Annotated in this window: 25 protein-coding genes; 6 read left to right on the plus strand and 19 right to left on the minus strand. The window is 67.4% G+C overall.

Annotated features, from left to right (window positions below):
- Window positions 1-138: 138 nt before the first annotated feature.
- Window positions 139-1584: a PLP-dependent aminotransferase family protein gene (locus SFB74_RS17065; protein WP_432725394.1), complete on the minus strand. Its 1446-nt coding sequence runs from the start codon at window positions 1582-1584 to the stop codon at window positions 139-141.
- Window positions 1585-1692: 108 nt separating this feature from the next.
- Between SFB74_RS17065 and SFB74_RS17070 the strand changes: the two genes are divergently transcribed.
- Window positions 1693-2133 carry a carboxymuconolactone decarboxylase family protein gene (locus tag SFB74_RS17070; RefSeq protein ID WP_432725395.1) on the plus strand — a complete coding sequence of 147 codons (441 nt, stop codon included), beginning with the start codon at window positions 1693-1695 and terminating at the stop codon, window positions 2131-2133.
- Window positions 2134-2141: 8 nt separating this feature from the next.
- On the opposite strand, the gene SFB74_RS17075 is transcribed toward SFB74_RS17070, so the two are convergent.
- Both SFB74_RS17075 and SFB74_RS17080 read right to left on the minus strand, forming a co-directional pair.
- Window positions 2142-2552: a PaaI family thioesterase gene (locus SFB74_RS17075; RefSeq protein WP_432725396.1), complete on the minus strand. Its 411-nt coding sequence runs from the start codon at window positions 2550-2552 to the stop codon at window positions 2142-2144.
- A 29-nt stretch (window positions 2553-2581) separates the two neighbouring features.
- Entirely contained in the window at window positions 2582-3307 is a 726-nt protein-coding gene (locus tag SFB74_RS17080) for an FMN-dependent NADH-azoreductase (protein WP_432725397.1), read from the minus strand.
- Between the two features lie 99 nt (window positions 3308-3406).
- Between SFB74_RS17080 and SFB74_RS17085 the strand changes: the two genes are divergently transcribed.
- Window positions 3407-4333: a LysR substrate-binding domain-containing protein gene (locus SFB74_RS17085; RefSeq protein WP_432725398.1), complete on the plus strand. Its 927-nt coding sequence runs from the start codon at window positions 3407-3409 to the stop codon at window positions 4331-4333.
- A gap of 78 nt (window positions 4334-4411) precedes the next feature.
- Window positions 4412-5986 (plus strand): serine hydrolase domain-containing protein, encoded by a 1575-nt coding sequence (locus tag SFB74_RS17090; protein WP_432725400.1) that lies wholly within the window; start codon window positions 4412-4414, stop codon window positions 5984-5986.
- 81 nt (window positions 5987-6067) lie between these two features.
- On the opposite strand, the gene SFB74_RS17095 is transcribed toward SFB74_RS17090, so the two are convergent.
- The gene (locus SFB74_RS17095) at window positions 6068-6268 is read right to left on the minus strand and encodes a hypothetical protein (RefSeq protein ID WP_432725401.1); all 201 of its coding nucleotides are present in this window, start codon (window positions 6266-6268) and stop codon (window positions 6068-6070) included.
- A gap of 204 nt (window positions 6269-6472) precedes the next feature.
- Between SFB74_RS17095 and SFB74_RS17100 the strand changes: the two genes are divergently transcribed.
- A complete protein-coding gene (locus SFB74_RS17100) occupies window positions 6473-7210 on the plus strand; it encodes a hypothetical protein (protein ID WP_432725402.1) in 738 nt (245 codons plus the stop codon).
- 14 nt (window positions 7211-7224) lie between these two features.
- On the opposite strand, the gene SFB74_RS17105 is transcribed toward SFB74_RS17100, so the two are convergent.
- The 4 genes from SFB74_RS17105 to SFB74_RS17120 all read right to left on the minus strand — a co-directional run bounded on the left by SFB74_RS17105 (window position 7225) and on the right by SFB74_RS17120 (window position 9300).
- A complete protein-coding gene (locus SFB74_RS17105; protein ID WP_432725403.1) occupies window positions 7225-7500 on the minus strand; it encodes a hypothetical protein in 276 nt (91 codons plus the stop codon).
- Between the two features lie 21 nt (window positions 7501-7521).
- Entirely contained in the window at window positions 7522-7770 is a 249-nt protein-coding gene (locus SFB74_RS17110) for a hypothetical protein (RefSeq protein ID WP_432725405.1), read from the minus strand.
- Between the two features lie 296 nt (window positions 7771-8066).
- A complete protein-coding gene (locus tag SFB74_RS17115) occupies window positions 8067-8234 on the minus strand; it encodes a hypothetical protein (RefSeq protein ID WP_432725407.1) in 168 nt (55 codons plus the stop codon).
- Between the two features lie 163 nt (window positions 8235-8397).
- Window positions 8398-9300: a LysR substrate-binding domain-containing protein gene (locus SFB74_RS17120; protein ID WP_432725409.1), complete on the minus strand. Its 903-nt coding sequence runs from the start codon at window positions 9298-9300 to the stop codon at window positions 8398-8400.
- A 139-nt stretch (window positions 9301-9439) separates the two neighbouring features.
- Here SFB74_RS17120 and SFB74_RS17125 point away from each other — a divergent pair, with 139 nt between their 5' ends.
- Window positions 9440-10108, plus strand: coding sequence for an FMN-dependent NADH-azoreductase (locus SFB74_RS17125; RefSeq protein WP_432725411.1), 669 nt, complete (start codon window positions 9440-9442; stop codon window positions 10106-10108).
- A gap of 137 nt (window positions 10109-10245) precedes the next feature.
- Window positions 10246-10671, plus strand: a complete 426-nt coding sequence (locus SFB74_RS17130; protein ID WP_432725413.1) for a hypothetical protein — start codon at window positions 10246-10248, stop codon at window positions 10669-10671.
- Between the two features lie 37 nt (window positions 10672-10708).
- Here SFB74_RS17130 and SFB74_RS17135 read toward each other — a convergent pair whose 3' ends face one another.
- From SFB74_RS17135 to SFB74_RS17185, 11 genes are all read right to left on the minus strand, one after another.
- Window positions 10709-11614: an SDR family oxidoreductase gene (locus SFB74_RS17135; RefSeq protein WP_432725415.1), complete on the minus strand. Its 906-nt coding sequence runs from the start codon at window positions 11612-11614 to the stop codon at window positions 10709-10711.
- A gap of 81 nt (window positions 11615-11695) precedes the next feature.
- Window positions 11696-12634 carry a glutathione S-transferase family protein gene (locus tag SFB74_RS17140; RefSeq protein ID WP_432725417.1) on the minus strand — a complete coding sequence of 313 codons (939 nt, stop codon included), beginning with the start codon at window positions 12632-12634 and terminating at the stop codon, window positions 11696-11698.
- A gap of 32 nt (window positions 12635-12666) precedes the next feature.
- Window positions 12667-14310, minus strand: coding sequence for an isovaleryl-CoA dehydrogenase (locus SFB74_RS17145; protein ID WP_432725419.1), 1644 nt, complete (start codon window positions 14308-14310; stop codon window positions 12667-12669).
- A gap of 42 nt (window positions 14311-14352) precedes the next feature.
- Entirely contained in the window at window positions 14353-15369 is a 1017-nt protein-coding gene (locus SFB74_RS17150) for an NADP-dependent oxidoreductase (RefSeq protein WP_432725421.1), read from the minus strand.
- 40 nt (window positions 15370-15409) lie between these two features.
- On the minus strand, window positions 15410-15874 hold the full coding sequence (locus SFB74_RS17155; RefSeq protein WP_093306838.1) for a PaaI family thioesterase: 465 nt from the start codon (window positions 15872-15874) through the stop codon (window positions 15410-15412).
- 9 nt (window positions 15875-15883) lie between these two features.
- Window positions 15884-16681 carry an SDR family oxidoreductase gene (locus tag SFB74_RS17160; protein WP_432725422.1) on the minus strand — a complete coding sequence of 266 codons (798 nt, stop codon included), beginning with the start codon at window positions 16679-16681 and terminating at the stop codon, window positions 15884-15886.
- Window positions 16682-16709: 28 nt separating this feature from the next.
- A complete protein-coding gene (locus SFB74_RS17165; protein WP_093306839.1) occupies window positions 16710-17012 on the minus strand; it encodes a Dabb family protein in 303 nt (100 codons plus the stop codon).
- 11 nt (window positions 17013-17023) lie between these two features.
- Window positions 17024-17284: a hypothetical protein gene (locus tag SFB74_RS17170; protein WP_432725424.1), complete on the minus strand. Its 261-nt coding sequence runs from the start codon at window positions 17282-17284 to the stop codon at window positions 17024-17026.
- Window positions 17284-19137 (minus strand): acyl-CoA dehydrogenase, encoded by a 1854-nt coding sequence (locus tag SFB74_RS17175; protein ID WP_432725425.1) that lies wholly within the window; start codon window positions 19135-19137, stop codon window positions 17284-17286. The genes SFB74_RS17170 and SFB74_RS17175 overlap by 1 nt, the downstream gene beginning before the upstream one ends.
- A gap of 172 nt (window positions 19138-19309) precedes the next feature.
- On the minus strand, window positions 19310-20485 hold the full coding sequence (locus SFB74_RS17180) for an acetyl-CoA C-acyltransferase (protein WP_093195026.1): 1176 nt from the start codon (window positions 20483-20485) through the stop codon (window positions 19310-19312).
- 61 nt (window positions 20486-20546) lie between these two features.
- A complete protein-coding gene (locus tag SFB74_RS17185; RefSeq protein ID WP_432725426.1) occupies window positions 20547-22022 on the minus strand; it encodes a M20 family peptidase in 1476 nt (491 codons plus the stop codon).
- Window positions 22023-22040: the final 18 nt, after the last annotated feature.

Consider the following 22040-nt stretch of genomic DNA (forward strand, 5'->3'; position numbering starts at 1 on the left):
GAATTTCGAGGGACCTGTTTGATTCATTGAACTTGCTCGGGCCGGTACGTTGCCGGCTGGGTATCTCCCGCCTGAGTATCGGCGGGTTCGGGCCGCGGCGGAAGATGCCGGGTATACGCGGCGCGGGCGCTCCCGGATTCATCCCATCTGCGCAAGCACGTCGCGTACCCGGTCCAGCGACGGATCGATGTCCGCCTCGCCGATGGCGCCGAAACCCAGCATCAGCCCCTGGCGAGGGGGCGAAAAGTGGAAGAACGGCGCCAGTGGGTACAGCCCCACGTCGACACGGCGCGCCAGCCGCACGAGCTGGTCGATGTCGATCCTGTCCCCCGCTCCGTGCCTGCAAAGCGCCGCCATGTGGATTCCGGCCGAGACCGGCACCAGCTCGAACCAGGGCGAAAGATCCTGCTCGAAGCGCCGCACGATGCGCTCCCGGCGTTGCGCATAGGCCGCATGGCAGCGCCTGATGTGCCTGTTGAGGTCGCCGTCGGCGATGAATTTCGCGAGCGCAGATTGCGCTGGCGTCGCGGTGTGGCAGTCGGTCAGGTACTTGGCCGTGGCGGCGGCCTCCAGCACGTCGGGCGGCGCGATCAGGTAGCCCAGCCGCAGATCCGGGGCCAGCGTCTTGGAAAAGGTACCGACGAAGACCACGCGGCCGCTCGCGTCCATGCTCTGCAGCGAATCGGCCGGGCGGCCCTCGTAGCGGAATTCGCTGTCGTAGTCGTCCTCGATCACGATGGCGCCCAGCTCGTCGGCCCGCTTCAGCAGGGCCTTGCGGCGCTCTTCGCTCATCGGCATGCCCAGCGGGAACTGGTGTGCCGGCGTCACGTAGATCAGCCGCGTGCCATCGGGAATGCGCTCGACCACAAGCCCTTCGCCGTCGACCGGCACGCCCACCACCTTCGCACCCTGCCCGGCCAGCAGCAGCCGGGCCGGCGGATAGCCCGGCTCTTCCATTGCGACCGTGCTCCCCGGCTCGACCAGCACCCGGGCGATCAGGTCCAGCGCCTGCTGCGCACCGTTGGTGACGAGGATGTCGGCGGCGGCGCAGCGCACGCCCCTCGAGAATCTCGCGTGCCGCGCGATGGCGTCGCGCAGCTCGTGCAGGCCCTCGGACTCGCCGTACAGCCCGCGCGACCGGGCGCCCTGCCGCAGCGCATGCAGCATGCAGCGGCGCCAGTCCGCGTGCGGAAAGAGATCGCGCGCCGGCGCGCCGCCGATGTATTCGTAGCACGCGCTCCCCGCGGGCGCGGGATGCCGCAGCGGGGTGCTCATGCCGCGCCAGTGCTCGAGCATGGCGCCTCCCGCCAGTGCGCGCGCAGCCGTCGTTCCCGGCTTGCGCACGGCGCCGCCGGCCACGAAGGTGCCGCTGCCGACGCGGCCGGTGAGCAGCTTCTCGTAGCTCAGGCGCGCATAGGCCTCCGACACCGTCTTGCGCGACAGGCCCAGTTGCTGCGCGAGCAGCCGGGAAGGCGGCAGCTTCTCGCCCGCGGCGAGCCGGCCGCTGCGGATGGCCTCCTTCAGCTGCCGGTACAGCTGGCCGGCCAGGTCCTTGTCGCCTTCGATGACGACGTGCAACTCCATCGGATTGGTCTCCTGCGAATGCCCCGGATTGGCCGCCTGCGGCAGCGCCCCTCGCTCCTAGCATCGAGGCTGGATTGAACCATTACCCATGAAGAAGGAACCCGCGCCATGCAATCCCGCCTCGATTTCTACAAGGCCTCTCCCGACGCGCTCAAGGCGCTGATCGCTTTCGAAGTGGCCATCGGCAAGCTGGGCCTGGAGCCGAAGCTGCTCGACCTGGTCAAGCTGCGCGCCTCGCAGATCAACGGCTGCGCCTACTGCATCGACCTGCACACCGCCGACCTGCGCAAGGCCGGCGAAACCGAGCGCCGCCTGGCCACGGTGTGCGTGTGGCACGAGACGCCCTTTTTCACCGAACGCGAGCGCGCCGCGCTGGCCTGGACCGAGGCGGTGACGCAGGTGTCGCTCACCCACGCGCCCGACGAGGCCTACGAAGCGCTGGCCGCCCAGTTCGGCGAGGCCGAGCGCGTCAACCTCACGATGGCGATCAACGCCATCAACAGCTGGAACCGGCTGTCGATCGGCTTCCGCAAGCAGCTGGCGGACTGATCGCCGGATCAGGCCTTCACGACGCGCGCGCTGGCGGTGGAGCGCGCCACGATGCGCCCATCGGCGTCGCTCAGCTGGGCTTCGAGGAACGAGATCGTCCTGCCCCGCTGCACGACACGGCCCTCGCCGTACAGCAGACCGGGCCTGGCGACGGCCAGGAAGGACACGCTGAGGTCGATGGTGACGGAGTAAGTTTCCTCGCCGTTCAGCACCCACAGCGCCGGCCCCATCGTGTCGTCGAGCATCGCGACCAGGATGCCGCCCTGCACCGCGCCCGCGGGGTTGAGGAACGCATCGGTCGCCACGAAGCTCAGGCGGATCGAGCCCCTGGCCTTGTCGAAGGCCAGCACGCGCTGGCTGAAGAGTTCGGCGGTCGGTGGACGGGGGAAACGCTCCAGCCAGGGGTCGTCGGGCACCATTTTTCGCTCCGGAAGTGGAGCGGAAAATCCTAGGCGGTGGCTGCTGACAGCGTGGTGTCAGCAGTGGCTGCGCGAGGCTCGAGCAGTTCGTCGACGAGCCCATCGACCCGCTGCTCCGCACGCCGGATCGACTGCGCAAGCTGCTCGCCGCCGAACTCGTCGGACTCCACCGCCGCCTCGAACACGTCGGTGATGCCGATGTAGCCCAGGGCCGAGCGCACGCTGTTCTCGGTGTGGTTGAGATGTGCGATGCGCCCGCCCGCGTCGTAGCCGTGGTCGCCGCGCGCGCCGAGCAGCACGACGCGCTTGCCCGCGTCCGCCAGCATCGGCCAGTACGGCACCGCGCCGCGCGAGCGGTCGAAGCCGAAGGTGCGGCCCACGCGCACGATGTTGTCGATCCAGGCCTTGAACTGCGCGGGCACGCTGAAGTTGTACATGGGCAGGCCCACCACGATCAGGTCGGCCGCGACGAGCTGGTCGACCAGCCGGTCGCTCTCGGCAAGCGCCTCGGCCATCCACGGCTCGCGCGCGGCGGGCGGCGTAAAGGCGGCGTGGATCCAGCGCCCGTTGACGTGCGCCGGCGGCTGCTGGCCCACGTCGAGGTAGTCGACGCGGTCGCCGGGACGGGCCTCGAGCCAGCGCCCGACGAAGCGCGCGGAAAGGCGGCGGGTGTGCGAGCCGTGCAGGTCGGTGTCGGAGCGGCCCGGACGGGCGCTGGCGTCGATGTGGAGGATGTTCATGGTCGCGTTGGTCATGGATGAGATTCCTTCTTTCGTCTTGCACTGCCAGAATGGAGCACAGGCCTTGAATCTATGAGCTGGGCCATTGCTTCACAAACGATCATTTCTCCACGCATGAACGAGATTGGCTCACCTGTACGCATTCCGCGCCGGCTGCCGCCGCTGCTCTCGCTGCGCGCCTTCGAGGCCGCGGCCGCGCACCTGAGCTTCCAACGGGCGGCGCAGGAGCTTTCGGTGACGCCCTCGGCCATCAGCCACCAGGTGCGCGCACTCGAGGACACGCTGGGGCAGCCGCTCTTTCGCCGGCTCACGCGGCAGCTCGCGTTGACGCCGGCCGGGCAGCGGCTCTTCGACGACCTGCGCACGGGTTTCGACCTGCTGGAGGCCGGCGTCGACAAGCTGCGCCGCCCCGCCGCCTCGCAGGCCGTGACCCTGAGCACCAACACCGCCTTCGCCGCGCGCTGGGTGCTGCCGCGCATGGACGCGTTCCGCAAGGCCTGCCCCGGCGTCGAACTGCGGCTGCATGCGAGCGACACGCTGGTCGACCTGGCGCGCGGCGAGGCCGACATCGCCGTGCGCTCGGGCAACGGCAACTGGCCGGGGCTGGTGTCGCGCGAACTGATGCCCGAACGCTATGCGCCGCTGTGCAGCCCCATGCTGGGCCTGAAACAGGCCGCGGACCTGCCGAAGCACCGGCTGATCCATTGCGACTGGCAGCCGCAGGCGCTCGCGCCCGCCGTGTGGCCGCGCTGGTTCCGCGAAGCCGGCATCGCGCCGCCGAGGGGACGCGCGATGAAGGCGTCGGGCCTGTCGTTCTCCGACGAGACGCACGCGATGCTGGCGGCGCTCGCCGGTCACGGCGTGGCGCTGCTGAGCCTCACGCTGTCGGCCGAGGAGCTTCGCAGCGGCGCGCTGGTGCAGCCTTTCGGGCCGGCCCTCGATACGGGCAGCTACTTCCTGGCGGTCGCGAACGGCAGGGAGGACGAGCCGGCGATACGCGCCGTGTGGGAGTGGATCGCGTCGCAGGCCCCGACAGGCTGAGCGGAATCTGAAGATCGCGCTTGCAGCCTGTTACCTCTTTCGCGCAGACTCCGGCAACAACTACGCGAGGAGCCCCCCATGAAGAGGTTTGCCGGCGTGCCCGTTGCCATTGCGACGGGCGCGCTTCTTGTAATTGTTTTGACCTCATGTGGAGGCGGCGGCGGGGGCGGTGGTGGAGGCGGAGGAATCGGCATAGGGCTCGGCACCGGCGGGACCACGCCGCCGACCACGAGCACACCGGAGCTGCCGGCGCGCGACGCCCTCATCGCCCGCGCCAGGAGCTACGAACTCAACACGCCGTATGTGCCGCCGCCGGGCGATCCGCTGGAGCACAACACCTCGGGCTTCGCCAAGGCGATGTGCTCCGCAGCCTTCATCACCGGCCTCGACCCTGCCGTTGCGGCAGAAAGCGTGGGCTACTTCACCGGCCCTTATGCCCAGCGCAAGAAGGTCGGCACGCCGGTGGTCGACCGCGCGAAGAAGGAAGTCCGCATCGCCATTCCCAACGGCCCGACGCTGACGGCGCGCTACTACGGCTCGCAGGGCTGCATCACGCTGCCGCCCGGCAGGGACGACGTGTTCTTCACGCCGGTCGCCGTCAAGAGCGCCCTGCCCGACCCGTCGACACAGGCGTGGCCCATGGGCGACGTCATGCCCGGCGGCACACCGCCCGGCATCGACACCACGAAGGTGGGCCAGGCGGTGGACGCGGCCTTCGAGCTGCCCGGGGCCTACACCGCGGCTTTCGTGGTCACGCACAAGGGGCGCGTCGTCGGCGAGCGCTACATGAACGGCATCACGTCGAGCACGCCGCTGGAGTCGTGGTCGATGGGCAAGAGCGTGACCGCGACCATGCTGGGCGTGCTCATGAAACAGGGCGTGTACAGCCTCGACCAGCCGGCGCCCATTCCGGAATGGCAGGGAGCCGACGACAAGCGCAAGGAAATCAAGATCCAGGACATCCTGCACATGTCGAGCGGCCTGCGCATCAAGGCGCCGGACGACCCGGACTTCGACCCGAACGGCACCTACCCCGACCACGTCTACTTCTACACGGGCCGCATCAACATCTTCAACTACGCCGCCACGCGGCCGCAGCAGTGGCCGCCGAACACCATCGGCCGCTACCGCAACACCGACCCGGTGCTGGCGAACTACCTGATCCGGCTGGCGGTGGAGAAACGCGGCGAGGAATATCTTTCGTTCCCGCAGCGAAACCTGTTCGACAAGATCGGCATCCGCACGATGACGCTGGAGACCGACCCGTACGGCAACTTCATGGGACAGGGCTACGACTTCATGTCGGCGCGCGACTGGGCGCGGCTGGCCAATCTGTACCTGCAGGACGGCGTGTGGAACGGCGAGCGCCTCCTGCCCGAGGGCTTCGTCAAGTTCGTGAGCACGCTGGCACCGGCATGGGCCGCCGACAAGCGCCCGATCTACGGCGGCTTCTTCTGGCTCAACGGCACCAGCGCCTGGCCGGTGCCGACCTCGGCCTACTACATGCTGGGCGCGGGCGGGCAGGTGGTGCTGATCGTTCCCTCGCACGACCTCGTGGTGGTGCGGCTGGGTTTCGACAAGGGCGAAGGCTCGTCGGTCGCGAGCCTGCGCAAGGCGCTGACGCTGCTGATGCAGGCGGTGCCCGCGTCGTAGTGAGGCGGCAATCGTGAAATGAAGGAAGGCCTCCCGAGGGGAGGCCTGCACTGCCGGGCGCCGGGCCCTCCTTCAGCACGTTCAGCGCGACTTGCTCAGGAGTGTCTGCACGACATAGCCGTCGCGATACACGACCTCGATGGCGCCGTTGACCTGGTCGGAGGCGTGCGCGGTCACGAACTTGTCCTCGGTCACTCGATAGACCACCATCGTGCAGGACGAGTGCTTGCTCAAAGTGCGGGCCACGCCTGTGGCCTGCCGTAGGGTGGGGTATGTCTCCATGGGGGGCGCCTCCGCTTCTGTCTGATGTCGCCACAAATGTTAACCCTTTGGTACTCAAATATTCCTAAGGGTATTTTCCGAGCGCCAACAGTGCCGATTTTCCTCAGCCCGTGCACTTGAGGAACCGCGGCACCTGCCCAGCCGCAGCGGCGGCGCGCCCGGCGGGCTGCAGCGCCTGCGGCGCGCTTACTACACTGCCTTCCGATGAACCGCCCCGCTCCACCGCAGCACGAACTGATCTCCTTCTTCCGCGGCAACAGCGGCGACAGGCTCCACAGCCGGAGCGTGAGCGAAGTGGTGCTGTCAGGCTCGGTGGACGTGCCCATGCCTCCCGCGCGCCTTCTCGCAGATTGGGAGCGGGAGATCTCGTCGCAACTCGCCCTGGAGCCAGGAGACGTGGAGGCGCTGCCTCTTGCACGGGCCCGCGCGCGCTGGCCCGACTACAGGCGCTGCGTTCAGGCGGTGGCCGACTGGACGCACGCGCAGGGCCTCCCCGGCGTGCTCGCTTCCAGCGACATCGCGCTCATGGCCTGCCGTGGCGCGAAGTACCACCACGACGGCATGCAGTACGGCTTCGCAGCCTTCTGCAATCTCTTCATGAGCGAGGACAAGGGGCTGGACCTGCACTTTCCCTTCGCGGATCGCCGCATTCCGCTGAAGCGCGGCACTGTGGTGATCTTCGACACAGGCCAGCCTCACGCGGTGATCCGGCGCGGCGGCAGCGGCTTCGACGCGGCCGATTTCGCGGACGGCACGGACTGCAACCAGGTTTTCCTGACCTGGGAGCTTCCCATCGAGGACGCCGAAGTGGCGCGCGCATTGGGCATCGATTTCGACATCGCCTCCCGGGCCGCGACGCAGCCCGATGAAGAGTCGCTCGTGCTGGACGGCGAGCCGGCCGTCGTGTGCCCGGATTCGGGCCGGTGGCTTCGCACCGGTTGATTGATCGATCGCGCTCAGCGCCCCGGCGAAGCAGAACCGGCCGCGAGCTCTCCCAGGCATTCCCTGACCGCCTGCAGCGGAGTCTTCTCGTGGCAGCGCGCCACGGCCTCGCGTGCGACGGCTTCGCTCAGGCGCCGCTCCCGCGCGGCCTCGACCTGCAGTTCGACGATCCACTTCATCAGCACCGCCAGCACGATCAGCAGGCCGATCGATGCGGCGATGAAGGTCACCCTCCAGCTCCCGATGCGAAAAAAGGAGGAGGAGGAGGAGGCGCCGGACTTGCCGGCCATGTGTTCTTCCTGAAAGGCCATTTATCGCGGGAGGTCCGGAAAGACCCACATGCTCAGGCCGAGGATCAGGCCGATCCCCAGCAGCACGATAGCTGCCGTCGTGAACATCGATGCCGCGACGATGCTCTGCACGAAGACGGCCATCAGCACGAAACCCACGGCCGCAACGAAGCACAGCACCACCGGCAACAAGGCCCTGAAGGCCGCGCCGCGCCCGGGCACGCAGGGTTGTTCGTCGGGGCTGCTATCGCGCAGGAACGGGGTGCGCATGAATGGCCTCCTCTTCGCAAGATGTCGTTTTGCCTGTCGGGGACTGAAGAAGGAAGGCGGGCGGCTTGGGCAACCTTTACTGACCTTCATCAAAGAAAGTGAATGGAGGGTATGGAAAACACTCGGCCGGGCTAAGGGATTACTGCGCGGACATTGCGCATGAGAAGAGGCCCGGCGAACAAAGCTCGCGCACCTGAGCAATAGTTGACAACCCCTGAACAGCGCGCCGGGCACGGTTACGCCATGCATGTTTCCGGCGCAGCGCGGCCCGGCACCATGGACTTAGAGCTTTCTCATCAACCGCAAAGGTCGAAGATCGCTTCCATCAGCAGTTGATAGCCGCTCCAGAACAGCCAGTGATCGCCGCATTGCGTGAACGGTCCGGCCACCGCTGGAGCCGCAAGGGCCAGCGACGAAAGGATCGCGGCCACGACACCGGCCTTGATTGCTGTTGCTCGCTTCATGATTTCCCCCCTCAGTAGTGCTTTTTGAACGCAGGGCATTCCGCGCCTGCAACCCGGGACGGCTCATGCGCCCCGGCCCGATGAGCTGCGTGGACAACTCATCGGGCGGACTCTAGAAGTGCGGGTCCCCAGGCACCAGTGCCGAAAGTCACTGCACGAAAAGTCAGTCGCCCGCACCTGGCGGCTGCAGTCCCCTCACCCACTCGAACACCGCCGCCACGGCCGGCTCCGCGCGCCGGGCTTCCGGGCAGACGAGGTGAAACGGCAGGCCCGGCAGCTCGGGGCCGAAAGGCTGCACGAGGTTGCCCGCGCGCAACTCGTCCGCGATCAGCGCAAGGCTCATCAGCGCGACGCCCTGTCCCTGCAGCGCGGCGGACACGGTGTGCGTCTCGTCCGAGAAGACCGGCCCGGCCGACACGTCGAGGCCGGGCACCTGCGCCTCCTGCTGCCATGCGGCCCATGTGCCTGGCTGGCTCTTGCTGCTCGGCACCGAGAAGTGCAGCAGCGTGTGGCGCGCCAGGTCGTTGCGGCGCCGCAGCTTCAGCGCGGGGCTGCATGCCGGTGCGAAGACGTTGTCGAACAGCTTCTGCGACACCATGCCCGGCCACTGCCCGCGCCCGTAGCGGATCGCGATGTCGGCCGTGACGCCATCCAGCGCCACCGCGTCGTGCGATGCATGGATGCGCAGGTCCAGCCGTGGATGCAGCGCGCGCAGTGCGCTCACGCGCGGCAGCAGCCATCGCGCCGCGACGGCCGGCGTGGTCGACAGCGTGATGGCGGTCCGCTCCGGCGGCGCGCGCAACCGCGCGACCGCATTCGCCATCGCATTGAACGACTCGCCGAGCACCGCCTGCAGCTCCCTGCCCTGCGGCGTGAGCACCAGTTGCCTCGGCTGGCGGATGAAGAGCGGTACGCCCAGCGAATCCTCGAGCTGGCGCACCTGGTGGCTGATGGCCGTGGGCGTTACCGACAGCTCGTTGGCCGCGAGCTTGGCGCTGCAATGCCGCGCGGCGGCCTCGAAGGCGCGCAGCGCCGCCAGCGGAGGGAGTTGGCGAAGGTTGGCCATGGATGGATGAATTTATTTTTCAGCAGCGCAAAGAAATCGTCGTTTGTCGCCCTGAAGGTGCATAGATAAATTTCGATCCATGCCAGGCAGACAGCTGAATTCTCTTCATCCAACCCTTCATGTCAAAGAGGACCGCATCATGACCACACTGCTCCACATCGACGCCAGCGCCCGCCCCGGCCGTTCGGGCACCCACGTTCACGGCTCGCATTCGCGCCGGCTCAGCCATCACTTCGTGACGACATGGCGCGCTGTGCGGCCCGACGATGAAGTGATCTATCGCGACATTGGCGCCACGCCGCCCGGCAACGTCACCGGCGAATGGATCGCATCGGGCTACACGCCCGCCGAACAGCGCGAGCCGTGGATGCACGCTGTGCTCGCGGAGAGCGATGCGCTCATCGCCGAGATCCGCCGCGCCGACGTGCTGGTGATCGGCGTGCCCATGTACAACTTCGGCATGCCCGCGCCGCTGAAGTCGTGGATCGACAACATCGTGCGCATCGGCTCGACCTTCGACTTCGACCGCAGCCGCGAGAACCCGTACGTGCCGCTGCTGGCCGAACGCAACCGCCGCACGGTGCTGCTCACCTCATGCGGCAGCAGCGGCTACGGACCCGGCGGATTCCAGGCGCACATGGACTTGCTCACGCCCGGCATCACTGCGCCGCTGTCGCTGCTGGGCCTCAATGAAGTGCACAGCGTGGCCATCGAGCACGCGGAAGACCATGGCGACCTGCTCGACCGCTCCATCGCCAGCGCGCTCGCCCGTGTCGAAGCACTGGTGAGCGAACTGCAGGCCACATGATCGGGAGACACTGCAATAGTCGTGTCGTCGCCACGACTTTTCGACAAGATGTTGCACGCCTCATGTGCGCGTGATTTGATCCATTGCACGCGCCAGGGAGTTCCAGAAGAAGAAAACGGGACGAAAGAGAGGTCGCGATGGGACGACTCGAGCACCGGCTGCGCACGCGCGCAGCCCCGGCTTTTCTGCTGGCGGCAGCCGCAGTCGCGGCGATGTCCGCTGCCCATGCGGCGGACGGCACGATCTACTTCACGGGCGAGATCGTCGCCGCTCCCTACACGGTCAGCGCCGCGCCGGCCACGATGGGCACGCGCACCGGCAAGGCGGGCAACGCGAGCGAACTGATCTTCCAGCGCCAATACATCGACCGCCCGAGCGCCAACGTGCGCATCGACACGCGTGGTGGCCAGCCGCTGGAGTTCGCCTTCATCGACGCGCAAGGCCAACATCACACGCTGAACCCGAAGAGCGCGCATGCCATCGGACAGGACGGCGGCACGCTGTCGATCCGTGACGCCACGATGCGCACGACGGCCGCACTGGTGACCGTCAGCTACAACTGAAAAGGGGCGGCTGCCCCTTTTTCTTCTTCGGTTGTCGTCAGGCCGAGCGCAGTTGCTCGCGCAGCTTCTGCCCGATCTCGGGCCGTTCGAGGAACGGGTCGGCTGGATTGGTGATGGAGACGATGTTCTCCATGCGGCTGCGCACATTGCCCAGCGCCTTCGGATGGCTGAACACGTAGAACTGGTTGTCGCTGATGGCTTCGAACACCTTGGCCGCCACTTCGGCCGCCGTGATCTTGCCGCTGCTCACCGCCTTGTTGCTCATGGCCTGACCGATCAACTGGCTCTTGGTGAGCTCGTTTTCCTTCGGCGCGTTCGGGCGGTTGCGCTCGCTGCTCGTGATGCCCGTGGGCACGAAGTACGGGCACAGCAGGCTCGCGCCGATCTGGTCGGTGACGAGGTTCAGGTCCTGGTACATCGTCTCGGTGAGGCTCACCACGGCCGCCTTCGCCGCGTTGTAGATGCCCATGTTCGGTGGCGTGAGCAGGCCGGCCATGCTGGCCGTGTTGGTCACGTGGCCGCGATAGGACGGGTCTTTCGCCGCGGCCTCCAGCATCATCGGCACGAACAGGCGCACACCGTGGATCACGCCCCACAGGTCCACGCCCAGCACCCATTCCCAGTCGGAAACCGTGTTCTCCCACACCAGACCGCCGGCGCCCACGCCAGCGTTGTTGAACACGAAATGCGGCGCGCCGAAGCGCTCCTTCACGGCGGCGGCCAATGCTTCCATCTGGGCCGCGTCCGACACGTCGACCTTGCGCGCCAGCACCTGCGCGCCGGCGGCTTCCATCTCCGCCTTGGCCTTGTCGAGCGCGTCCTGCTGCACGTCGACCAGCACGAGGTTCATGCCGCGGGCGGCGCCGATGCGCGCGCACTCCAGGCCGAAGCCCGAACCAGCGCCGGTGAGAACGGCGGTCTTGCCCTTGAAGTCCTGAATCATTGGGTGCTTTCCTTTGGTTGTCTCTGCGCCGTCTATTGGACCGCTTCGCGCGGAGATCGACTGTCGTTCGCGTGACGCGAGTCAGCCCTCGGCCTTTTTCAGCACATACCCGATGCGCGGGAAATGCACATGCACCGTCCCCGTGCGCTCGCCGCCGCGCTCCAGCGTGTAGTGCGTGCGCGTGGCGGCGATCAGCGTGCCGGGCGTTTCTTCGAGGCCAAAGCTCTCGGCGCGGATGGTGACCGCGCTGCCCAGCGGAATGCCGTGGTCGTCCTGGAAGGTGCTGTCGGTCAGCAGCGAATGCGGCGTCGAGGCCTTGGCCACGGCAATGGCTTCCTCGCTCGTGAACTTCTCCGGTTCGCCATGGCCGATGGCCGCCATGCGGTCCATCCAGTCGACCACCGCGGGCGTGAGGTCGAGGATGGTGCGGACCGACTCGATGCGCCGCGTGTACCAGAGCGGGTGATAGGCCGAGAAGTCGGCGATGCTGGGCACCTCGCCGAGCAGATAAGGCTTCTCGTCGAGCATGTCCGACAGGCGGCGCAGGTACGACTTGTAGGCGCTGGTGGCGTCGGCCGGGCGCAGGCGGGTCATGTTGCCCGCGCTCATCTTGCCGCGGTCTTCGCCGAAAGCCTTCGCGGCTTCGGGCGGCGCCTTGGCGAACACCTCGGCCGCGCCCCTGGGCTGCAGGTTCCAGGCCATGGCGGCCCAGAACAGCGTGGTGTCGGCCCACTGCGCGAGGATGCGCGACATGCCCTTCTCAGGCTCCGGATAGAGCGTGGGCTCGGGCCGCAGGTGCTCGAGCACGTCGGCGATGAGCGCGCTGTCGCAGTAGATGTCGGCGCCGATCTGCAGGAAGGGAGTCTTGCGGTAGCCGCCGGTGAGCACCTCCACATCGGGCTTGGGCATGATCGGCGGGATGAAGACCGACTTCCACGGCAGCTTCTTGGCGCCGAGTATCAGGCGCACCTTCTCCGAGAACGGCGAGGTGAGGTAGTGATGGAGGATCAGGTCGGCCATGGTGTTTCCCGTGGGGTTGTCGTTGTGATGCTTCAGCGCGGCTGTGCGCGCTGGACGATGGAGTCGAAATCGGTGCCTGCCCCCAGCGTACCGAAGGCATTGCCCCAGTCGCCGCCCAGGCGCGACGCGCAGAACGCGCTGGCGACCGCCGATGGCGCAGTCTGCACGAGCAGCGCAGCCTGCACGGCCAGTGCGACATCCTGCGCAAGGCGACGGGCCTCGGCTTCGGAAGCCATTGCCTCGATGCGCGCCGGCAGCGCATCGGCCAGGCGGTCGAGCGCGGCGTGCTGTCCGCGCGCGGGGGCCAGTTCCTTTTCGAGCGCAGCCACTGCGTCTCCCTTGCGCAGGCCGCGCAGCAGGTCGAGCGCCATGATGTTGCCCGCGCCTTCCCAGATGGAGTTGAGCGGCATCTCGCGGTAGATGCGGGCCATGATGCCTTCGCCGCCCTCTTCCACGTAGCCGTTGCCGCCGAGGCACTCCATGGCTTCCTGCGCGAACGCGCTGCCGCGCTTGCAGATCCAGAACTTGGCGACCGGCGTGAGCAGGCGCGCCATCAGGCGCTCATGTTCGTCGGACTGGTTGTCGAAAGCCCGCGCCAGGCGGATGGCGAGCGCGGTGGCGGCCTCGCTCTCCAGTGCGAGGTCGGCAAGCACGTTCTTCATCAATGGCTGGTCGATCAGCGGCTTGCCGAAGGCCATGCGCTGCGTGGCGTGATTGAGCGCGATGGCCAGCGATTGGCGCATGAGCCCGCTGGTGCCCAGCGCGCAGTCGAGCCGCGTCATCGTGCCCATCTCGAGGATCTGCGGAATGCCCCGGCCCTCCTCGCCCACCAGCCACGCCGTTGCGCCGTGGAACTCGACCTCGGAGCTCGCATTGGCCTTGTTGCCCAGCTTGTCCTTCAGCCGCTGGATGCGGATGGCATTGCGCGAGCCGTCAGGCAGCACGCGCGGCAGGAAGAAGCACGAGAGCCCGGCGGGCGCCTGCGCCAGCACCAGGAAGGCATCGCACATTGGCGCCGAAAAGAACCACTTGTGGCCGGTGATGGCGTAGCGCTCGCCCCAGGCGTCGCTACCGCCGTCGCGCAATGCCTGGGTGGTGTTGGCCCGCACGTCGGAGCCCCCCTGCTTCTCGGTCATGCCCATGCCCATGGTCACGCCGGGCTTGTCGCTGAAGGGCTTGAGTGCCGGGTCGTACCAGAGGCTGCCGAGCTTCGGGCCCCAGTCGGCATACACGCCGGCATTGCCACGAAGCGCGGGCGTGACCGCGTAGGTCATCGAGATGGGGCAAAGGATCGACGGCTCCAGCTCGGTGAAGAGCATGAAGCCCGCCGCGCGCAGCACGTGCGGCGAGGCCGACGTGCCGGTCCACGGCGTGCCGTGCAGGCCCGCGCCCACGGCGGCAGCCATGAGCGCGTGGTAGCTCGGATGGAACTCCACCTCGTCGATGCGCCGCCCGAAGCGGTCGTGCGTATGCAGCTCCGGCGTGTGGATGTTGGCGAGCCGCGCATGCGCCTGCATGCCGGCCGAGCCGAGGGTGGCGCCCAGTTCGTGCAGCTGCGTAGTCTGCAGCGCGGGCGCATTGAACTTCAGCGCATCGCGCAGGGGCCGGTTGGTGTCGAAGAGGTTGTAGTCCACCAGCGGCGTGGGCTGGTTGAAGACCTCGTGTGTCGTGTCCATGGCCGGCCTCCTTGCCGTGCGTTCAGTTCATCGGTGCATGCATCAGATGAGCTTGACGAGTTGCTTGCCGAAGTTGCGGCCCTTCAACAGGCCCAGGAAGGCCTCTGGCGCCGACTCGATGCCCTGCGCGATCGACTCGCGCGGCTTGAGCTTGCCCGTGCCCACCAGCGTGCCCAGCTCGGTCAGCGCCTCGGGCCACACTTCCATGTGCTCGCTGACGATGAAGCCTTCGATCTTCATGCGGTTGATGAGGATCAGCGCCGGGTTCGCAAGCGGCAGCGGCTGGCCGTCGTAGCCCGCGATCATTCCGCACAGCGCCACGCGGGCGAAGGCGTTGGCGCGCAGCAGCACCGCGTCGAAGATGTAGCCGCCGACGTTCTCGAAGTAGCCGTCGATGCCGTTCGGGCAGGCTTCCTTCAGCGCCGCGCTCATCGACTTGACGTCGGGGTGCAGGCGATAGTCGATGCAGGCGTCGAAGCCCAGTTCGTCGGTCACGTACTTGCACTTCTCAGCGCCGCCGGCAATGCCGATCACGCGGCAGCCGCGCGCCTTGGCCAGCGCGCCGAAGGCGCTGCCGACCGCGCCGCTGGCGGCCGTGATGACCACGGTTTCACCGGCCTTGGGCGCGATGATCTTCACGAGGCCGTACCAGGCGGTAACGCCGGGCATGCCGACCGCGCCCAGGTAGTGCGACAGCGGCACGTGCGTGGTGTCGACCTTCTTCAGCGCGCCGGGCTGCGAGGCATCGACCACGCTGTATTCCTGCCAGCCGCCGAAGCCGACAACCTTGTCGCCCACGGCGTACTTGGGGTGCTTGCTCTCGACCACTTCGCCCACCGTGCCGCCCTGCATGGTCTGGCCCAGCGGTTGCGGCTGCGCGTAGCTCTTGGAGTCGTTCATGCGGCCGCGCATGTAGGGGTCGAGACTCATGTAGTGATGGCGCACCAGGACCTGGTTGTCCTTGAGCGCGGGGGTCTCGGCGGTGACGAGCTTGAAGTTGCCGGCAACGGCTTCGCCGTCGGGGCGGTTGTCGAGGTGGATCTGCTTGTTGGTGGGCATGAAAGGCTCCGGGGAAATTGGGTCGATTCGCTCGATCGGGTCAGTCGGTCGACGGCGGGCGCATCTCGTTGGCGCTGGCCGGGCCGGTCGGCAGCCGGCGCTTCACGTACTTGAAGGTGCCGGTGGCATGGGCGCACACGCGCTCCTGCTCGTCGTAGATTCTGGCCTCGGTGAAAGCCAGCGTCGCCGTCCTGTGAATGAGCGTGCCGCGCGCGTGCAGCGGGCCGACCGAGGGCTGCATGAAGCTGGTCTTCATCTCGATGGTGACCACGCCCATCTCGGGCGCGATGCTGCGCGCGGCAGCCGCCATGGTGATGTCCAGCAGCGTCATGCAGGCGCCGCCGTGCGTCACGTCGAAGGTGTTCAAGTGCTCGGGCTTGGCGGTGTACTCGATTTCAGATTCGCCGTTCTCGAACTTCGTCAGCTCGAAGCCGAGATGGCGCGCGAACGGGATGCGGCTCGTGTACGAGCGGAAATTGATGTCGTCGGATTCAGGGGTTGTCATTTCGATTCTTCATGCGGCGCCGAGCACCACGCTCACGCCGCCGTCCACCGCCATCCACTGGCCGGTGACGTGCTTGCCGGCATCGCTCGCGAACAGCAGCGTCAGGCCCTTCAGGTCTTCCTCGTCGCCCAGACGGCCCAGAGGCGCCTGCGCGGCCATCTTCTCCTCACCCAGCGACTTGATGAGGCCGGCGGCCATCTTCGTCATGAAGAAGCCCGGGCAGATGGCGTTCACGTTGATGTTGTACTTGCCCCATTCGGCGGCCAGCGTGCGGGTGAAGCCGATGACGGCGGTCTTGGAGGTGTTGTAGGCCAGGGTCTGCATCTCGGGCGGGTTGCCGTTGAGGCCGGCGATGGAGGCGATGTTGATGATGCGCCCCGACTTCTTCGGGATCATGTAGCCGTTGGCGATCTGCTGCGACAGGATGAAGTAGCCGCGCACGTTGAGGTTCATCACCTTGTCCCAGGCCTCGACCGGGTGGCTCTCGGCCGGCGAACCCCAGCTGGCGCCCGCGTTGTTCACGAGGATGTCGACCGCGCCCATGCGCTGCAGCGTCTCGTCGGCCAGGCGGCGGGTGTCTTCTTCCTTCGAGCAGTCGGCGGCGATCCAGCGCGCGTCGATGCCGGCGGCCTGCAGCTCGGCGGCAGCCTGCTCCAGGTCGTCGGCCTTGCGCGAACTCAGCATGATCTTCGCGCCGGCCTCGCCCAGCGCATGCGCCATCTGCAGGCCCAGGCCGCGCGAGCCGCCGGTGACGAGGGCTGTCTTGCCCGTGAGGTCGAAGAGTTTCTGGACGGTGCGTGCGGTCATGGGTTGTCTCCGGGGTTCGGGTTTTGGTTCAGATCTCGTAGTCCATGCACTGGCGGGCTTCTCTGACCGCGCCGATGAATGGCTTCAGGGCCACATGCTGCGGATGGTCCGCATAGGCCGCGAGCGCGGCGGCGTCGGTGAATTCCGAGTACAGGACCAAGTCGTAGGTGGCTTCCAGCCCGGGCTGGGCAATGGCCACCTCGAAGCGCAGCGTGCCGGGCGACAGCTTCGCGCAGGCATCGAGCAGCGCCTTGGCCTTGAGCAGGTTGGTCGCCTTGTCGGCGCCCTCGGCGTGTTCCTTGAACTTCCACATCACGATGTGCTTGAGCATGGCGGGCCTCGTTATTTGCTTGCGGGAGTGTTGGGCAGGCGCGAGCGCACGTAGATCAGCACGAAGCCGACCAGCGCCACGATGCCGCCGGGCACGGCGATGGTCCAGCCCAGCGAGGCGTCGGTGCGGCCGGTGGCGATGCCCAGGATCACGAGGAACAGGCCGCCGTAGATCAGGATCCAGATCCACTTCTCGAGCCGCGCATGCGGCTTCGGCGGCTTGGCGGCGGGGGTGTTGTTTGGGGGGGCGTTCGGCGAATCGGTAGTGGCCATCAGAAGGCGTCCTCGGGCAAAGCTGTACAGGTCGGGTCGCGGGTTTCGACCACGTTGAGCCATGCGCCGATTTTCGGCAGCTCGTAGTGGAAGAAATAGTCCGTGGCGCCGATCTTGCCAGCTGTTACCGCCCTCGCCTTTTCCGCATCGGTTTCCAGGGCCCGACGAGCGACGTCGAGCCAGATCCAGGCCAGCACCGTGTGGCCGAATGCCTGCATGTACGGCACCGCGTTGGCCAGCGCGTCGGCCGGGTCGCCGGTGGACCAGGCTGCCTCGGTGGCGCTGCCGATGCGCTGCAGCGCGGCGCCCAGCGCCTTGGCGTGGGCCGCCAGCGCCGGCACCTTGGCCGCGCCGGCGATGGTGCCGGTCATGCGCGCAGCCAGCAGCTGCAGGCCGCGGCCCTTCTCCATCAGCACCTTGCGGCCCAGCAGGTCGGCCGCCTGGATGCCATGGGTGCCCTCGTGGATCATGTTCAGGCGGTTGTCGCGCCAGTACTGCTCCACCGGGAAATCGCGCGTGTAGCCGTAGCCGCCGTGCACCTGGATGGCCAGCGAATTGGCTTCCAGGCACCACTCGCTGGGCCAGCTCTTGGCGATGGGCGTGAGCACCTCCAGCAGCAGGCGCGCGTCGTCGGCGGCCTGCGCGTCGCCGGTCTTCTGCTCGTCGACCAGGCGGGCGCAGTACAGCTCCAGCGCCAGCGCGCCCTCGCAATACGCCTTCTGCGCCAGCAGCATGCGGCGCACGTCGGCGTGCTCGATGATGCGCACCTGCGGCGCGGCCGAATCCTTGGCGACGGCCGCGCCAGCGGCATCGGGCTTCTTCACCAGCCGGCCCTGCGGGCGGCTCTTCGCGTACTCGAGCGAGGCGTGGTAGCCGGCCATGCCGAGCATGGTGGCGGCCGTGCCGACGCCGATGCGTGCCTCGTTCATCATGTGGAACATGCAGTGCAGGCCCTTGCCGGGCTCGCCGACCAGGTAGCCCACCGCACCGGCCTTGCCGTCGACCGGGTACCTGCCCTCGCCGAAGTTCAGCAGCGTGTTGGTGGTGCCGCGCCAGCCCAGCTTGTGGTTCAGGCCCGCGAGCGCCACGTCGTTGCGCTGGCCGGTGAGCTCGCCCTTGGTGTCCACCATGCGCTTGGGCACGATGAACAGCGAAATGCCGCGCGTGCCGGGCACCAGCTTGCCGTTCTCGTCGGGGATCTTGGCCAGCACGATGTGCACGATGTTCTCGGTCAGCTCGTGGTCGCCGGCCGAGATCCACATCTTGTTGCCCGTCAGGCGATAGCGCGGGCCCAGCGGGTCGTTCCGGAAGTCGTCGCCGTCGGGCACGGCGCGCGTGGCCACGTCGCTCAGCGAGGAGCCGGCCTGCGGCTCGGACAGGCACATGGTGCCGGCCCAACGGCCCGAGAACTCGTTCTTGGCGAAGACCTCCTTCTGCATCTCGGTGCCGTGCACCATCAGCAGGTTGGCGTTGCCGCTGGTGAGCATGTTCGAGCCGATGCTCACCGAGGCCATTGCGAAGAAGCTGTTGGCCGCCGCCTGCAGCGTGTAGGGCAGCTGCATGCCGCCGATGTCGTAGTCCTGCGCTGCGCTCATCATTCCCGACTCGACGAAGGCCTTGTGCGCGTCATGCGTGGCCTGCGGCAGCACGACCTTCTCGCCGTCGAAATGCGGCTCCTGCGTGTCCACCGTGCGGTTGAACGGCGCGTACTTCTCGCGCGCGATGCGCTCGCAGGTGTCGAGCACCGCGTCGAAGGTTTCGCGCGAATGATCGGAGAAGCGCTCGCGCTGGTTGAGCGACTCGGCGTCGAGCCAGTCGTAGAGCAGGAAGTCGAGGGTGGGACGCAGGCTCATGGTGTTTTCCAGAGGGGAGCGGGATCGGACAGCCGAACGCAGAAGGGGGACAAAAGAAGCGCAAAAGTCGCAGAGAAAAACCAATGGAATTCTGGTTTCTCTTCTGCGACTTCTGCGTAACCTCCGCGACTTCGGCGTTCGGAAGTCCGGATTCAGCGGCTCAGGTAGAAGCTCAGAGCACCTCGAAGACGCCCGCGGCGCCCATGCCGCCGCCGATGCACATCGTGACCACGACCTTCTTCGCGCCACGGCGCTTGCCTTCGATGAGCGCGTGGCCCGTGAGGCGCTGGCCGCTCACGCCGTAGGGGTGGCCCACGGCGATGGCGCCGCCGTTCACGTTCAGGCGGTCGCCCGGAATGCCCAGCTTGTCGCGGCAGTAGATCACCTGCACGGCGAAGGCTTCGTTAAGTTCCCACAGGTCGATGTCGTTGACCGTCAGGCCCAGGCGCTTGAGCACCTTCGGAATGGCGAAGACCGGGCCGATGCCCATCTCGTCGGGCTCGCAGCCGGCCACGGCGAAGCCGAGGAAACGGCCCAGGGGCTTCAGGCCCTTCTGCTCGGCGTACTTCTCGTCGACCACCACGCAGGCGCCGCCGCCGTCGGAGAACTGGCTGGCATTGCCGGCCGAGATCACGCCGCCGGGGATGGCCGGGCGGATGCCGCTGATGCCTTCCTTGGTGGTGCCGGGACGGATGCCTTCGTCGTTCTCGACGGTGACTTCCTTGGTGCGCAGGCCCATCACGGGGTCGGCCACGCCGGCCAGCACGGTGATGGGAGCGATCTCGGCCTTGAAGAGGCCGGCTTCCAGCGCGGCGGTGGCGCGCTGCTGGCTTTGCGCGCCGTATTCGTCCATGGCGTCACGGCCGATGTTGTAGCGCTTGGCGACCTGCTCGGCCGTCTGCAGCATGTTCCAGTAGATCTCGGGCTTGTGCTTCACGAGCCACGGATCGGCCAGCATGTGCTTGTTGGCTTCGTTCTGCACGCACGAGATGCTCTCGACGCCGCCGGCCACGTAGACCTCGCCCTCGCCCGCGATGATGCGCTGGGCGGCGGTGGCAATGGTCTGCAGGCCCGAGGAGCAGAAGCGGTTGATCGTCATGCCCGAGGTGGTGATCGGCAGGCCGGCGCGCAGCGCGATCTGGCGAGCGATGTTCGAGCCGGTGGCACCTTCGGGCGTTGCGCAGCCCATGATGACGTCGTCGACCGAGGCAGGGTCGATGCCGGCGCGCTGCACCGCGTGCTGCACGGCGTGGCCGCCGAGCGTGGCGCCGTGCGTCATGTTGAAGGCACCCTTCCAGCTCTTCGCGAGCGGCGTGCGGGCAGTGGAAACGATGACGGCGCTGGTCATGGTGAGGTCCTTTGACTTTGAAGCAGTTGGAAGGGAAAAGAGATGGCTGTTGTTGTTGCCGTCATTGCGCCGGAGCAGCGTTGGCGTTGCTCAGGAGCTGGCGGTAGAAGCCGATCATCTCGCCGTAGTTCGAGATGGCCAGGCGTTCGTTGTTGCCGTGGAAGCGCGCCAGGTCTTCGTTCTTCATGCGAAACGGCGAGAAGCGGAAGACGGCGTCGCTCACGATGCTGAAGTGGCGCGAGTCGGTCGCGGCGGTCATGAGGCCGGGAGCCACCACCGCGTCGGGGAAGCTCTGGCGCACGGCCTGCTGGATCGCGCGGTAGCCGGTGCTGTCGGTCGGCGACACCGGCGACGGCTCGGAGTTGCCCGGGTAGGCCTTGATCTTGATGTCGTCGTTGCCCAGCGCCTTGCGCAGGTGCGCCTCGGTGCTGGCGATGGTGTCGCCCGGCAGGATGCGGAAGTTGACGGCGGCCTCGGCGCGCCCGGGCAGCACGTTGTCCTTGTTGCCTGCGCGAACGATGGTCAGCGCGGTGGTGGTGCGCAGCATGGCGTTGCTGCTCGGGCTCTTCTCGAGCTGGCCGCGCACCAGCGGCTCGGTGAGCCACAGGTTCGAAAGCATCACGCGGTTGACGCCGCTCATCTCGGGCGCGAGCGCACCGAACATCTGGCCCGCCACGCCCTTGATGCCGCCGGGCATCGGGTTGGCCTCGAGGCGCGCCAACGCGGCGCTCATGCTGCCGATGGCGCTGTGCTGCGGCGGCATCGACGAATGGCCGGGAGCGGTGTCGAGCGACAGGAAGAAGGTCGCATAGCCCTTCTCCGCCAGGCCGATGAGCGCGGCCGGCCTGCTCAGGCCCGGCAGCACGCCGTCGAGCACCAGGAGGCCTTCGTCGAGCACCCAGTCGAGGCGCACGTTGCGCGACTTGAGCAGTTCGGCGATGGGCAGCGCGCCACGCAGGCCGCTCACCTCCTCGTCGTCGCCCATCACGAGGTAGACGGTCTGCCTCGGCTTGAAGCCGCTGCCGATGAGAAGCTCGATGGCTTCCATCTGCGCGAACAGGTTGCTCTTGTTGTCGAGCGTGCCGCGGCCCCAGATGAAGCCGTCCTTGATCTCGCCGGCGAAGGGATCGACCGTCCAGGCTTTCTCGGTGCCTGGCGCGATGGGCACCATGTCCTGGTGCGCCATCAGCGCGACGGGCTTGGCCTTCGGGTCGGTACCGGTCCAGGTGTAGAGCAGCGCCTTGTTGCCCACCACTTCCTTCTTCAGGGTGGCGTGCACTTTCGGAAACTGCTGCTCGAGGAATGCGTGCAGCTTGTCGAACTCGGCCGCGTTGGCGGCCGGGTCGTCCATGCCCGACACCGTGCGGAACGTGATCGCCGTGGACAGCCGCTTCGCGGCCGCCTGCAGGTCGATGTCCAGCTTGGGCGCGGGCGCCACCGCCAGCTGCTGCGACGGCGTGGTCCAGGTCTTGACCGCCACGGCGGCCGCCAGCAGCACGATCGCCAGCAGCAGCCCGAGGAAGATGCGTTTCAACATTGGCGGTCTTGATCCCGG

Origin of the sequence: Variovorax xiamenensis (assembly GCF_050916385.1) — a bacterium.
Lineage (GTDB): Bacteria > Pseudomonadota > Gammaproteobacteria > Burkholderiales > Burkholderiaceae_C > Variovorax.